General features: G+C 75.1%; 10 protein-coding genes, 1 CRISPR repeat array and 1 riboswitch. Of the genes, 9 read left to right on the top strand and 1 reads right to left on the bottom strand.

Annotated elements, in window-relative coordinates:
* Window positions 1-283: 283 nt before the first annotated feature.
* Complete coding sequence (locus O4U47_RS24355) at window positions 284-2,848, bottom strand: primosomal protein N' (RefSeq protein WP_270680293.1); 2,565 nt, start codon at window positions 2,846-2,848, stop codon at window positions 284-286.
* 115 nt (window positions 2,849-2,963) lie between these two features.
* On the opposite strand from O4U47_RS24355, the gene fmt reads away from it, so the two are divergent.
* The 9 genes from fmt to O4U47_RS24310 all read left to right on the top strand — a co-directional run bounded on the left by fmt (window position 2,964) and on the right by O4U47_RS24310 (window position 12,980).
* Window positions 2,964-3,902, top strand: a complete 939-nt coding sequence (gene fmt / locus O4U47_RS24350) for a methionyl-tRNA formyltransferase (protein WP_270680292.1) — start codon at window positions 2,964-2,966, stop codon at window positions 3,900-3,902.
* Between the two features lie 104 nt (window positions 3,903-4,006).
* Window positions 4,007-4,463: direct repeats of the CRISPR family, unit length 30 nt; unit sequence CGTGAGCCCCGCAAACGCGGGGATGGACCG.
* 220 nt (window positions 4,464-4,683) lie between these two features.
* The gene (locus O4U47_RS24345; protein ID WP_270680291.1) at window positions 4,684-6,171 is read left to right on the top strand and encodes an RsmB/NOP family class I SAM-dependent RNA methyltransferase; all 1,488 of its coding nucleotides are present in this window, start codon (window positions 4,684-4,686) and stop codon (window positions 6,169-6,171) included.
* Between the two features lie 132 nt (window positions 6,172-6,303).
* Complete coding sequence (gene rpe / locus O4U47_RS24340; protein WP_270680290.1) at window positions 6,304-6,975, top strand: ribulose-phosphate 3-epimerase; 672 nt, start codon at window positions 6,304-6,306, stop codon at window positions 6,973-6,975.
* 296 nt (window positions 6,976-7,271) lie between these two features.
* Window positions 7,272-8,273 carry a phosphatase PAP2 family protein gene (locus O4U47_RS24335; protein WP_270680289.1) on the top strand — a complete coding sequence of 334 codons (1,002 nt, stop codon included), beginning with the start codon at window positions 7,272-7,274 and terminating at the stop codon, window positions 8,271-8,273.
* A 367-nt stretch (window positions 8,274-8,640) separates the two neighbouring features.
* Window positions 8,641-8,768: riboswitch (FMN riboswitch) on the top strand.
* A gap of 124 nt (window positions 8,769-8,892) precedes the next feature.
* Window positions 8,893-9,513, top strand: coding sequence for a riboflavin synthase (locus O4U47_RS24330; protein ID WP_270680288.1), 621 nt, complete (start codon window positions 8,893-8,895; stop codon window positions 9,511-9,513).
* Window positions 9,513-10,199: a nicotinamide riboside transporter PnuC gene (gene pnuC / locus O4U47_RS24325; protein WP_270680287.1), complete on the top strand. Its 687-nt coding sequence runs from the start codon at window positions 9,513-9,515 to the stop codon at window positions 10,197-10,199. Before O4U47_RS24330 ends, pnuC begins: the two co-directional genes overlap by 1 nt.
* A gap of 161 nt (window positions 10,200-10,360) precedes the next feature.
* Window positions 10,361-11,665, top strand: a complete 1,305-nt coding sequence (locus O4U47_RS24320) for a bifunctional 3,4-dihydroxy-2-butanone-4-phosphate synthase/GTP cyclohydrolase II (protein WP_270680321.1) — start codon at window positions 10,361-10,363, stop codon at window positions 11,663-11,665.
* Between the two features lie 284 nt (window positions 11,666-11,949).
* A complete protein-coding gene (ribH, locus tag O4U47_RS24315) occupies window positions 11,950-12,456 on the top strand; it encodes a 6,7-dimethyl-8-ribityllumazine synthase (protein ID WP_270680286.1) in 507 nt (168 codons plus the stop codon).
* 32 nt (window positions 12,457-12,488) lie between these two features.
* The gene (locus O4U47_RS24310) at window positions 12,489-12,980 is read left to right on the top strand and encodes a PH domain-containing protein (protein WP_270680285.1); all 492 of its coding nucleotides are present in this window, start codon (window positions 12,489-12,491) and stop codon (window positions 12,978-12,980) included.
* The last annotated feature ends 260 nt before the right edge of the window (window positions 12,981-13,240 follow it).

The raw sequence follows: 13,240 nt of genomic DNA, 5'->3' as shown, positions 1-13,240 counted from the left end.
GGCGCACACGCTGGATGGCCGGGTGATCAAGGGTGGGCGGGCTGACACCGGAGCCGAAAGCCCGAACTCAATGGTGTCGTCCTCGTGTGGTGCAGCCTCCATACGACCACTGACGCGGTCGTTTCCACGCTGAGGCGGCCCCGCCCCGCCTCCGGAATCCGGACCGGTGCCCGCCCGCCGAAACGCGGCCATGACAGCGCGACAGCGCCCCCGCCGCAATCACCGCGGACTGGACGGACGCAGGGGCTCGGCCGACTTCGATCCGCCGGGTGCGGCCCCCGCCTCACACCACCTGCAGCGGATCGACGCGCACCTGTGCCAGGTGTTCCTCGCGGCGGGCGCTCCTCGCGGCGGCCGCGGCCTTCAGCGCCTTCGTCAGCTCGTAGGCGTCGGCGTGGGGGACCCGCAGCAGCGCCCGTTCCGGTGCCTCCTCCGCCGACCGGGGCCCCGGGCCGCCCGCGTCGACCGGGACCGGCCCCAGCACCTCCGCCGACTCCGGCAGCGACAGCCCGTCCAGCAGCTCGCGCACCTTCGCCGGGGCGCCGGTCACCGACGCCATCGTCACCGCCGGAGGGAACCCCAGCTCACGGCGCTCCTCCAGCTCCCGCTCGGCCAGGCCGGACGGGTCCCACCGCACCAACGCCTGCACCGCGGGCACCGACGCGTCGGCCATCACCACCACGCGCCCGCCCTCCTCGGCCGAGCGCACGAGCGCGGCGGCGCTGAACCAGCGCCGCGCCGCCTCCTCCGACGCGCGCAGGTCGGCGCGGCCCAGCATCGTCCAGCCGTCCAGCAGCAGCGCGGCCGCGTAGCCGCCCTCGGCCACCGGCTCGGCGCCCGGCGTCGCCACCACCAGCGCCGGGCGCTCCGACACCGTGGTCAGCACCTCGTCGCGGCCCGACGTGCGCACCGGCAGCGACGGGAACGCCCGCCCCAATTCCTCGGCGGTGCGGCGGTCGCCCACGACCGACGCCCGCACCCGTGCGTGCCCGCACTCCTCGCACTGCCAGTCGCCCGCGATCCGCCCGCACCAGCGGCAATAGGGGGCGGCGTGCGCGCTGCGCAGGGCCAACGGCCCCTGACAGGACCCGCACCGGGCGTGGGCGCGGCACCGGTTGCACGCCAGCGACGCCAGGTAGCCGCGCCGGGGCACCTGCACCAGCACGGGGCCGTGCGCGGCCGCCTCCCGGGCGACGCGCATCGCCAGGTGCGGCAGGCGCGCGGCGCGGGCCGCCTCGTCCCGGGCCAGCTCGAAGTCGTCGCCGGAGGCGCGGACGGCGGGGGCGCGGCGGCGCACCGTCGCGCGGTCGGCGGTCAGCGGGTGTGCCCAGCCCGACTCGACCAGCCGGGCGCCTTCGGCCGTGCGGGTGTGGCCCCCGATGAGCGCGGCGGCCCCGGCACGGTGGGCGCGGAGGGTCAGCACGGTGCGCGCGTGCGGGTAGGGGGCGTGCGGGTCGGCGTGCACGTCGTCGCCGTCGTCCCACAGGACCACCAGGCCGAGGTCGTGCACGGGCGCGAACATGGCGGCGCGGGTGCCGACGACGGCCGAGGCCTGCCCGCGCAGGGCGGCCAGCCAGCGGCGGTACCGCTCGGCGGGGCCCAGCTCGGCGGTGAGGGCGACGTGGCGGCCGGGGCCGAGGCGCTCGGCAAGGGCGGCGTCGAGGACGGCGACGTCGCGGCCGTCGGGGACGACGACCACGGCGCCGCGACCGGCGTCGACGGTCGTGCGGACGGCGATGGCGATGGCGTCGTCCCAGCCGGGGCCGGGCAGGGCCGACCAGACGGCCCGGGCGGGGTGTCCGGCGCGCAGCGCGGAGACGAAGGAGGGGCCGAAGGCGTAGTCGGCCCAGGGGCCGATGGCTTCGGCGTCGGGGGCGGGGGAGTCGGCCGCGTCCGCCGGGGCGTCCGATGCCGTGGGCTCCTCGCTGGCATCGGGCTCCGGGGCGGGGGGAGAAGGGGAAGCCGAAAGGTCGGCTTCCGGGTCGGCGCCAGTGTCTGCCGCCTCGGGAGCGCCTGGCGCACCCGGCGTGTTTGGCGCGTCCACCGCGTCCGGAGCATCCGAAGCGGGCGCAGAAGTCCGGGAAGCAGCGGCCGGTGCTTCGGATTCCGCGGCCTCCTCGGGCCCGGTGGCCTCCGGGGGCGTGCCCGCCGCGGGCTGTTCGGGGGCGGCGCCCTCGTCCTCGGTGCTCGGCGGGGTGTCGTCGTCCGGGGACACGTCGGCCGCTGCGGTGTCGTCCTGGTCCGCCGCAGTCGCCTCACCGGTCGTGTCGCCGGAGCCGGCAGGCTCCTCGGCCTCGTCCGCCTTCTCGCCCGTTCGCCCTTCCTTCTCCACGCGCGCGTGGCGGGGCGGGACGGCGAGCCGCAGCACGTCGCTGAAGGTGCCCGCGTAGCGGTCGGCGACGGCGCGGGCCAGGTCGCGGATCTCCGGCGTCAGCACCGGCTCGGGGGAGACCACCGCAGAGAGGTACGACAGGCGCCCCGTGAAGTCGGAGGCGGCGGCGCGCTCGATGAGGAAGCCGCTCAGGACCTGGCCGTGGAAGGGCACGCGCACACGGCAGCCGGGAACGGCGTCGTCGGCCATGTCCGCCGGGACCTGGTAGTCGAAGAGGCGGTCGAGGTGGGGCAGGGGCGTGTCCACCGCCACCCGCGCGATGGGCAGCTCCTCCGCCGGGGTGCGCTTCTTCGGGCCCTTCTTCCCCTTGGCGGCCTTGGCGGCCTTGGGCGCCGACGTGCCGCCGGCCTTCGCGGGGGTCTTCGGAGCGGCCGGTCCGCCCTGCGCGTCGGCGGCCGGCCCGGCCTCGGGCACGTCGAAGAGGAGCCCCTCCCCGGGCTCGGGCTGCGGATCCATCGTGCCCAGGTTTACCAGAGCCTTCCGACAGGCGGCTGCTGGTAGACAAGAGGCCACGGAGCTGACTCGGCCGCGGAGTGGCGCGGCGGCCCGGGCGCGAGGGGAGAGGGATCCGATGAAACTGGTGTTCGCCGGAACGCCGGAGGTGGCGGTGCCGACGCTGAAGGCGCTGCTGGACTCCCGGCACGAGGTGGCGGCGGTCGTCACCCGGCCGGACGCGGTGGCGGGGCGGGGGCGCAAGGTCACGCCGAGCCCTGTTGCGAGCGTGGCCGAGGAGGCGGGGGTGGAAGTGCTCAAGCCCGCCAAGGCCGACGAACCGGAGTTCCTGGACCGGCTGCGGGAGATCGCGCCGGACTGCTGCCCGGTGGTGGCCTACGGCGCGATCCTGCGGCAGGAGGCCTTGGACGTGCCGCGCCACGGGTGGGTGAACCTGCACTTCTCGCTGCTCCCGGCGTGGCGCGGGGCGGCCCCCGTGCAGCACGCGGTGCTCCACGGGGACGACGTGACCGGGGCGACGACGTTCGAGATCGAGCCGGAACTGGACTCGGGGCCGGTGTACGGGATGCTGACCGAGCCGATCGGGCCCGGTGACACGAGCGGGGACCTGCTGTCGCGGCTGGCCGAGGCGGGGTCGGGGCTGATGGTGCGGACGCTGGACGGGATCGAGGACGGGTCCCTGGAGGCGCGGCCGCAGAGCGCGGACGGGGTGTCGTTCGCGTCGAAGATCAACCCGGAGGACGCGGAGGTCGACTTCGCGGCGCCCGCGATGCGGGTGGACCGGCTGGTGCGGGCGTGCACGCCGACGCCGGGGGCGTGGACGACGTTCCGGGGGGCGCGGCTGAAGCTGGGGCCGGTGACGCCGGTGACGGACATCGCGGCGGGCCACGAGCTGGCGGCGGGCGAGCTGGCCGTGGAGAAGAAGCGCGTGCTGGTGGGGACGGCGACCCACCCGGTGAGGCTGGGGGACGTGCAGGCCCAGGGCAAGAAGATGATGAACGCGGTGGACTGGGCGAGGGGCGTCCGCCCGGAGGAGGGCGAGCGCTTGGGCGCGTGAGGGAGGATGAGCAGACGGAACGGGGATGCGGACAGAAGCGGTCCACATGTGCCGTTCAGATGGTCAACCTTCGATAACGGCGCCCGTTCACCCAGGTCGTTAAGGGTGAGCCCCGCAAACGCGGGGATGGACCGCAGACCGGCCTACCGCTGGACCGCGTGAAGTCGTGAGCCCCGCAAACGCGGGGATGGACCGGGCGCAGCACAGGTCGCTGCCGTAGAGGCGCCGTGAGCCCCGCAAACGCGGGGATGGACCGAGCAGGCGCTGGGCCTCAGCGCTGTCGGGGTCGTGAGCCCCGCAAACGCGGGGATGGACCGCCGAACCCGGCCCACCCGTGCGGCGCACCGGCGTGAGCCCCGCAAACGCGGGGATGGACCTTGGGCGTGCCAGCCGGGCACGCCGCGCGTGGGGTGAGCCCCGCAAACGCGGGGATGGACCCGCAGGCGGGCTGTGGACGCAGCTGCAGAACGAGTGAGCCCCGCAAACGCGGGGATGGACCCACGCTGAGTTTCGGCTTGCTGCCGCAGCACTGGTGAGCCCCGCACGCGCGGGGGTGGACCCGTCCTGCTGGGTCCACCCGCGCTCGTCGCGGCGTGGGCCCCGCACGTATGGGGATGGAGCGGGACCGGTCGGCGTCAGCCCCGCCAGGTCGCTCGCCCTGCCGTGTCACACCCCACTTGCGTGTGACACGGCCCCGCTCCTCGTCACGCGCAGTATCCTCGGGGAGGCCCATCCGGCCCCTTTCGACCACCACAATCCCCTGCGTGAGGCTGATCCCGACGTGACCGACCGTTCCCGTTCCCCGTACCGTTCCGGACGTCGCGGCCCCGGCTCGGGCGGCTCAGGCGGTAAGGGCGGCAAAGGCAAGGGCCAGGGCGACGCCCAGAAGCCCGCCCCCTCCCCCGGAACGGCCGTCCGCCGTGTCGCCTACGACGTGCTCCGCGCCGTCCAAGAGCGCGATGCCTACGCCAACCTCCTTCTCCCCGCCAAGCTCCGCGACCGCGGACTCACCGGCCGGGACGCGGCCCTCGCCACTGAGCTCACCTACGGCACCCTCCGCCGCCAGGGCACCTACGACGCCGTCCTCGACGCTTGCATCGACCGCTCCCTCTCCTCCGTCGACGCCGAGGTCCTCCCGATCCTCCGCCTGGGCGCCCACCAGCTCCTCGGTACCGGCATCCCCCCGCACGCCGCCGTCAGCGCGACCGTCAACGTCGCCCGCCGCACCATCGGCCAGCACCGTTCGCGCTTCGCCAACGCCGTCCTCCGCAAGGTCGGCGCCCGCGACCTCGACGCCTGGCTGGAGATCGTCGCCCCCGGCGCCGACGACCCCGTCGGCCGCCTCGCCATCGTCCACAGCCACCCCCGCTGGGTCGTCGAGGCCCTGGCCCGCGCCCTCGGCGACGACTCCGCCGGGGACCTGGCCGAGACCGAGCGCCTCCTCGCCGCGCACAACGAGCGCCCCGAGGTCACCCTCCTCGCCAAGCCCGGCCGCGCCTCCATCGCCGACCTGGTCAACGCCGGCGCCCGCGAGGCCCGCTACTCGCCCTACGCCGCCTACCTCCCCGAAGGCGACCCCGCCCTGCTCACCGAGGTGCGCCAGCGCCGCGTGGCCGTGCAGGACGAGGCCAGCCAGCTCGTCGCCCTCGCGCTGACCCGTGTGCAGGTCGACGGGGCCGACGCCCGCTGGCTGGACGCCTGCGCCGGACCCGGCGGCAAGGCCGCCATGCTGGCCGGTCTCGCCGGGCAGCGTGAGGCGCGCCTGCTGGCCGCCGAGGTGCAGCCCGCGCGCGCGGGCCTGGTCGCCCAGGCGGTGCACCGGTCGGTGCGCGACGCGGGACGTGTGGTCGTCGCCGACTCGACCCGCCCGGCGTGGAAGGACGGCTCCTTCGACCGGGTCCTGGTCGACGCCCCGTGCACCGGTCTCGGGGCGCTGCGCCGCCGCCCGGAAGCGCGCTGGCGCCGCACGCCCGAGACCGCCGGGGAGCTGCGGCCGACCCAGGAGGCCCTGCTCCAGCGCGCGCTCGACGCCGCCCGCCCCGGGGGAGTGGTGGCCTACGTGACCTGCTCGCCGCACCTGCCCGAGACGGAGGGCGTCGTCGACGCGGTCATGGCGGACCGTTCCGACGCCGAGGTGCTCCGCGCGGCCGACTACCTGCAGGAGGTCCCCGACATCACCGCGGGCAAGGACGGCAGGTACGTCCAGTTCTGGCCCCACCGCCACGGCACCGACGCGATGTTCCTGGCCCTGCTCCGCAAGCGCGCCTGAGCCCGCCCCCTCGGCGATGATCTCGACGAAGGTGCTGTCAGAACGGCCCGGATGACAGCACCTTCGTCGAGATCATCGTGGGGGCGGCGGGGGTGACCAGGGACGGACCCGGTCCCCATTAGGATCGAAAGCGTGGCAATCCAGATCTCTCCCAGCATCCTCTCCGCCGACTTCGCGCGCCTCGCCGAAGAGGCGGCCGCCGTCGAGAACGCCGCCGACTGGCTGCACGTCGACGTCATGGACAATCACTTCGTGCCCAACCTGACCCTGGGCCTGCCGGTGGTGGAGTCCCTGCTCAAGTCGGCCAAGCTCCCCCTGGACTGCCACCTGATGATCGAGGACCCCGACCGGTGGGCGCCCGGCTTCGCCGAAGCCGGGGCGGGCAGCGTCACCATCCACGCCGAGGCCGCCAAGGCTCCCGTCCGCACCCTGCGCGCCATCCGCTCCGCCGGGGCCCGCGCCTCGCTCGCCCTCAACCCGGGCACCTCCCTGGACGCCTACGCCGACCTCCTTCCCGAGGTCGACATGCTGCTGCTGATGACGGTCGAGCCCGGCTTCGGCGGCCAGAAGTTCATCGACCTGGTGCTGCCGAAGATCCGCAAGGCCCGCGAGCTGGTGGGCGGCCGCGACGCGCAGGTGTGGGTGCAGGTCGACGGCGGCGTCGCCGGGGACACCATCGAGCGCGCCGCCGAGGCCGGGGCCGACGTCTTCGTCGCCGGGTCGGCGGTCTACGGCGCCGAGGACCCCGCCTCCGCGGTCGAGGCCCTGCGCACCAAGGCCGAGAAGGCGGCCGCGGCGTCCTGACCCCGCGGTTCCGGGCCTCCGGTTCGCGCGGCCGTTCCCGGGTAGCGGGGCGGTCGCGCGCTTGGCGAACCGCCCCTCTGGCCCGGGCACTTGGGAGCCGCCGGGCCCGCCGTTAGGATCACGCGGTAACCGAACGGCGTTCCGGTGCGATGCGCGGGGGCGTCGAGGCGACGACGGTCCCGCGGCGGGCGCCGCGGGTCCAGGAGGACGGGTGAGGGTATCGGGCCCCGGCCCGAGCAGGCGCGCTCAGAGCCACGTCCGGCCGCAGAGCAGGATCCGTGAGGAACGGGGTGCGCATGGACGCGATATGGGGCGCCGAGACGGGCGCCGTCGAATGGGTGCAGGGCTGGGGCTCCTGGCTGGAGCCGATCATGCTGGCCGTCACCACCCTCGGCTCGAAGACACTGTTCATCGCGGTGCTGCCGCTGGTGTTCTGGAGCGTCCACGCGAGCCTGGGCGCCCGCCTCGCCATCGTGCTGCTGGGCTCGGCGACGGTGAACGGGGTCCTCAAGACCGCGGGGCACGGCGCCCGGCCCTACTGGTACGACCCCGGTGTGCGCCCGCTGTCCACCGAGTCCTCCTTCGGCATCCCCTCCGGCCACGCCCAGACCGCCGTGACCCTGTGGGGCTACCTGGCCGCGACGGCCGCCCGGCCCCGCATGTGGGCGGCGGCGCTGGTGCTCATCGGCCTGATCTGCCTGTCCCGCATCTACCTGGGCGTGCACTTCCTCACCGACATCCTGGGCGGGCTGGCCGTCGGCGCCCTGCTGTTGTGGCTGATCCTGCGCTACGAGCGCCGCGCGGTGGCCTGGTGGCGGTCGCGCGGCCCCGTCGTCCAGATGGCGCTGGCCGTCGGGCTGTCCGCGGCGGGCCCGTTGCTGGTCGCGCTGGTGCAGGCCACCGTGTGGAGCGGGTGGACGGTGCCCGAGGGGTGGACCGGCCCGATGCCGCCCGACCCCCAGGCGGGCGCACTGGCCGACGCGGCCTCGCTCAGCGGCGCGCTGCTGGGCGTGCTGGTCGGGTTCACCCTGCTCGACCGGCGGGGCTGGTACAGCGCCGACGGGTCGCTGATCACCCGGGCCGCCCGCTACATCACGGGCATCACCGGCGTGGTGCTGATCTTCGTCGTGGTCAACCTCGCCTTCCCGGCGTCCGCGTCGGCCGCGGCCGAATACGCCACCTTCCTCGCCGCCACCCTGTGGGCGTCGTTCGGGGCGCCGGAACTCTTCATCCGGGTGGGGATGGCCGATCGCGCGCGCGATGGGGCGGGGGAGCCCGCCACCGTTCCGCCGTCCTGACGAACGTCCTGACGAAGGAGCGTGCGGGGGAGCGCTTACGGGGAGGGCGCGGCCGTCGGCGGTGCGTCGGTCAGCACGGGAGAACCACGCCGGAGTGGGGTATGTCACGCCGCGTCTGAGATGTGGAGTCTTGCGCCTGGGCCGCGGTGGCGCCCCGCCTCTCGGCGGCACCGCGCCCGCCCCCCTTCCGGCGTGCGCCGGAACGGCTTGCCATGTCGGGTTTTCCCGCCGCATCGCCGGGTCCGGCCCCCGGCCCTCCGGCGCGCCGCCCGGCACCCGCGCTTCCCGCTCCGGCGGCCCGTTCCCGGAACCCGCCGCGAGCCGGGAATGGAAGCGCATGGCACACTGTTGGCCGAGACGTACAAAACGCGTGCTCCGGGGTCGGTGAAAATCCGAACCGGCGGTGATAGTCCGCGACCCGGCCGAAGCCATCGGCCGGTGGAACCGGTGAAATTCCGGTACCGACGGTGAAAGTCCGGATGGGAGGCGTACGCGTGGGACCGGTGCGACCGTTCGGCCCGTGAAGGGCCGGAGGCGACGACCGGGCCCTGGTCGGCGGACCCGAGGGTCCGCGCCGTGAACCCCGGAGCCTGGACCAGGTGAAGGGGAAGGCCCGACGTTGTTCACCGGAATCGTGGAGGAACTGGGCGAGGTCGCCGAGATCACGCCGTTCTCCGACAGCCAGGGGGAGTCCGCCCGCATCGCGCTGCGCGGCCCCGAGACCACCTCCGACGCGGCCCACGGCGACTCGATCGCCGTCAACGGGGTCTGCCTCACCGTCACCGGCGTCGACGGCGGCGTGTTCACCGCCGACGTGATGAAGGAGACGCTGGACCGCTCCTCCCTCGGCGCCCTGCGCCCCGGGTCCCCGGTCAACCTCGAACGCGCCGCCAAGGTCTCCGACCGGCTCGGCGGCCACATCGTGCAGGGCCACGTCGACGGCACCGCCGAACTCCTGGAGCGCACCCCCGCCGCGCGCTGGGAGACCCTCCGCTTCAGCCTCCCCGGGCACCTCGCCCGCTACGTGGTGGAGAAGGGCTCCATCGCCGTCGACGGCGTCAGCCTCACCGTCGCCGCGGTCGAGCCCGGGTCCTTCACCGTCTCCCTCATCCCGACCACCCTCGAACTGACCACCCTGGGCCGCAAGGGCCCCGGCGACCCGGTCAACCTCGAGGTCGACGTCATCGCCAAGTACGTCGAGCGCCTCACCCAGGCGGTGCGCGCCGGGGAGGCCTCCTGATGGGCGGCGCGTACAGCGGCGTGTGGTGGCTGGAGTGGGCCTACGCCGGATTCACCCTCTTCGGCGAGCACGTGCGCTGGGCCGACCTGATCGGCAACATCGCCGCGCTCGCGACCGTGGCGCTGGCGGTGCGCCGGTCGATGTGGACCTGGCCGGTGCAGCTCACCGGCGCGGTGCTGCTCTTCGCCGTGTCCATCGACGCCCACCTGACCGGCAACGCCCTCAAGCAGATCATGTTCGTGGGCCTGGTCGTCTACGGCTGGACCCGCTGGGCCCGGGCCACCAAGGGCGGCGCCGAGCTGCGCGTGCGCCCGGCCACCGGGCACGAGCGCGGGGTCCTGCTGGGGCTGCTCATCGGCGGCACCGTCGCCGTGGCCCTGCTGTTCGAGGCGACGGGCCTGTCCTGGGCGCCGTGGCCGGACGCGTTCATCTTCGTGGGCAGCGCCGTGGCCACCTTCGGGCAGAGCCGCGCCCTGATCGACTTCTGGTTCGTGTGGATCGCCGTGGACCTGGTGGGCGTCCCGCTGGCCCTGATGTCGGGGCTGTGGGTCACCGGCGCCGTCTACAGCGTGTTCTTCGTCCTGGCGGCCATCGGCATCCGCGACTGGGTGCGCCGCCACCGCGCGGCCGAAGCCGCCGAAGCCGCCGGGGCCGCCGGGCCCACCGGACGGGAGGCGGTCGCATGACCCCGCCCCCGACGGCGCCCGCCGCGGCCCCCGCGCCCGGCCGCACCGCACCCGACCCCGCCACCGCGGCCGTACCCGCCGCGTCCGCCGTACCCGCCGCGTCCCACGTGCCCGACCCGCACCGGCGCGCCGACGCCGCCTCCCGGGAGGAGACCGCCCCGATGACCGCAGTCCAGGAGACCGACGCCCCGGCCGGGGACGCGCCCGTGCGCCTCGACACCGTCCCCGAGGCGGTCGCCGACATCGCCGCCGGGCGCCCCGTCATCGTCGTCGACGACGAGGACCGGGAGAACGAGGGCGACATCATCTTCGCCGCCGACGCCGCCACCCCCGAACTCCTGGCCTTCACCATCCGCCACACCTCCGGCGTGGTGTGCGTCCCCATGCTCGGCGAGGACCTCGACCGGCTCGACCTGCCGCTGATGGTCGCCGCCAACGAGGAGGGCATGCGCACCGCCTACACCGTCACCGTCGACGCGCGCGCCGGGGTGAGCACCGGCATCTCGGCCGCCGACCGGGCCCGCACCATCGGCCTGCTCGCGTCCCCGGCCTCCACCGCCGCCGACTTCGTGCGCCCCGGCCACATCCTGCCGCTGCGCTACCGGGACGGCGGCGTGCTCGCCCGCCGCGGGCACACCGAGGCCTCGGTCGACCTGGCCCGCCTGGCCGGGCTGCGCCCCGCCGGGGTGCTGGCCGAGGTCGTCAACGACGACGGCACCATGACGCGCCTGCCCGGCCTGCGCGCCTTCGCCGACGAGCACGGCCTCAAGCTGGTCTCCATCGAGCAGCTCGTCGCGCACCTGGAGGGCACCGAGGGCGCCGTGCGCGCCGTCGACGCCCCGCACACCGACCGCGCCGCCGCCGTGGAACGCGAGGTGGAGACCCGCGTCCCCAACCGGTTCGGCGACTGGAAGGCCGTGGGCTACCGCGGGCTGGGCGACGGCGCCGAGCACGTCGCGCTCGTCCTGGGGGAGGTCGCCGATGGCGAGGAGGTCCTCACCCGGGTGCACTCCGAGTGCCTGACCGGGGACGCCTTCGGCTCGCAGCGCTGCGACTGCGGCGAGCAGCTCGACGCCGCCATGGAGCGCATCGCGGCCGAGGGCCGCGGGGTCGTGGTGTACCTGCGCGGGCACGAAGGGCGCGGGATCGGCCTGCTGTCGAAGCTGCGCGCCTACCAGCTGCAGGACGCCGGGGCGGACACCGTCGACGCCAACCTGGAGCTGGGGCTGCCCGCCGACGCCCGCGACTTCGGCCCGGCGGCCGGGGTCCTGGCCGACCTGGGAGTGCGGTCGGTGCGGCTGCTCAGCAACAACCCGGACAAGGGCCCGGCACTGCAGGCACGGGGGATCGGGGTGCGCGAGCGCGTGCCGATGCCCGCCTCGGTGACCCCGGACAACCTGCGGTACCTGCGCACCAAGCGCGACCGGATGGGACACGACCTGCCCGGCGTGGCCGCCGGGGAGTAGGAGCGCGGGGCGGGCCGGACGCAGGGCTGCGCCCGGACCCGCCCCTCTGAGCCGCGGCGGCGGGCCCCCGCGGGAGGCGCCGGAACGCCCGCCAACCCGCGGCCCGGCGGGGGCCCCGCCCCCCCACCCCACCCCCCCCGCCCCGCCGCCGCACCCCTCCCCGCGCGCCGCGCGGAGGTACCCGTGGCGGCTCTCGCGGGCCTGCCGGGCACGGCGCCCCGCCGGGGCGGGCCGGCGGCCGCGGACCGCACGGACGAACGAGCACGAAGGATCACGAGGACACCATGAGCGGAACCGGACGCCCGGACGAGCAGCGGCTTCAGGCCCCCGGCATGACCGTCGGCATCGTGGCCACCCACTGGAACGCCGAGTTCGTGGAGCCGATGCTGGAGCGGGCCGTGGCGGCCGCCGAACGGGCCGGGACCCAGGCGCCGACCGTGGTGCACGTGGCCGGCGCGGTGGAGCTGCCCGTCGTCGCCCAGGAGCTGGCGCGCACCCACGACGCGGTGGTCGCCCTCGGCGCCGTCGTGCGCGGGTCCACGCCGCACTTCGACTACGTGTGCCAGTCGGTCACCCACGGCCTCACCGAGGTGGCGCTGAACTCCTCGACCCCGGTGGGCAACGGCGTTCTGACCTGTGATACGCAGGAGCAGGCGCGCGAGCGCAGCGGTCTGCCGGGCAGCGTCGAGGACAAGGGGCGCGAGGCGGCGGAGGCCGCCATCGGCTCGGCGCTGGTCCTGCGCGGTCTGCGCGGGGACGGCGCCGGGGTGCGCGGGCACCGGGCGGGGTAGGGACGACTTCGGGAGCGAGGGACGGGCGCCGGATGGGCACGAGTGCGGGAGAGGCCGCTGTGGAGGGGACCGCGAGCGGTGGGAGCACCGGGCTCCCGAAGGTGTACCGGCCGCGCAACATCCGACTGGTGGCCTACGGGCTCGCGGTCATCGTCGTGGCGACGATGGCGGTGCTGGCGGTCATGCTGCCGCCGGACTGGCGCCTTCAGGACCGGGTCGGTCTGGTGCTGCTGGGCCTGGTCGGCGCGGGCGCGCTGCACCTGCTGGGGCGGCCGAGGCTGGTCGCGGCCGACGACGGGGTGACCGTGGTCAACGGCATCCGCACCTATGTGCTGGAGTGGGCCGAGATCGTGGACGTCCAGATGCGCGAGGGCGAGCCGTGGCCGTCGGTGGACCTGGCCGACGGGGCGACGCTGGCCGTCATGGGCATCCAGAGCAACGACGGCGACCTGGCGCTGAAGAACCTGGAGGACTTCCGCTCCCACCTGCGCGACCGCGGCGAGGCCGAAGAGCCCGGTAGGTGATCCACACCGGGCGCCCCCGGGCCCGGCCCTGCGTGTATCAGCATGTGGGACCGATCGCCGAGGTGGGGCTCGTTGTTGGTATTCGGGCATGGATTCCAACAACGAGGCGCATCTCGGCGAGGATTGGAGTCCGGGCCGGGGTTCCCGTGCAGCGCGGCGTCCGGGATGTCCGGTTCTCGGGAGGGGCCAGGGGGAACACGTTCTGGTTTTCGCCGAGTTGCGCCTGGTGGCCGGTATTCAGGCCCGAATACCGGCCACCA

It is taken from the genome of Nocardiopsis suaedae, from assembly GCF_027706745.1.
Lineage (GTDB): Bacteria > Actinomycetota > Actinomycetes > Streptosporangiales > Streptosporangiaceae > Nocardiopsis_A > Nocardiopsis_A suaedae.
This window is presented reverse-complemented; position numbering and strand designations above follow the sequence as displayed.

Coding starts and splice junctions, on each gene's coding strand:
- O4U47_RS24355 (WP_270680293.1), bottom strand. CDS start 2,848: ATGGATCCGCAGCCCGAGCCCGGGGAGGGGCTCCTCTTCGACGTGCCC.
- fmt (WP_270680292.1), top strand. CDS start 2,964: ATGAAACTGGTGTTCGCCGGAACGCCGGAGGTGGCGGTGCCGACGCTG.
- O4U47_RS24335 (WP_270680289.1), top strand. CDS start 7,272: ATGGACGCGATATGGGGCGCCGAGACGGGCGCCGTCGAATGGGTGCAG.
- pnuC (WP_270680287.1), top strand. CDS start 9,513: ATGGGCGGCGCGTACAGCGGCGTGTGGTGGCTGGAGTGGGCCTACGCC.
- O4U47_RS24320 (WP_270680321.1), top strand. CDS start 10,361: ATGACCGCAGTCCAGGAGACCGACGCCCCGGCCGGGGACGCGCCCGTG.
- ribH (WP_270680286.1), top strand. CDS start 11,950: ATGAGCGGAACCGGACGCCCGGACGAGCAGCGGCTTCAGGCCCCCGGC.
- O4U47_RS24310 (WP_270680285.1), top strand. CDS start 12,489: ATGGGCACGAGTGCGGGAGAGGCCGCTGTGGAGGGGACCGCGAGCGGT.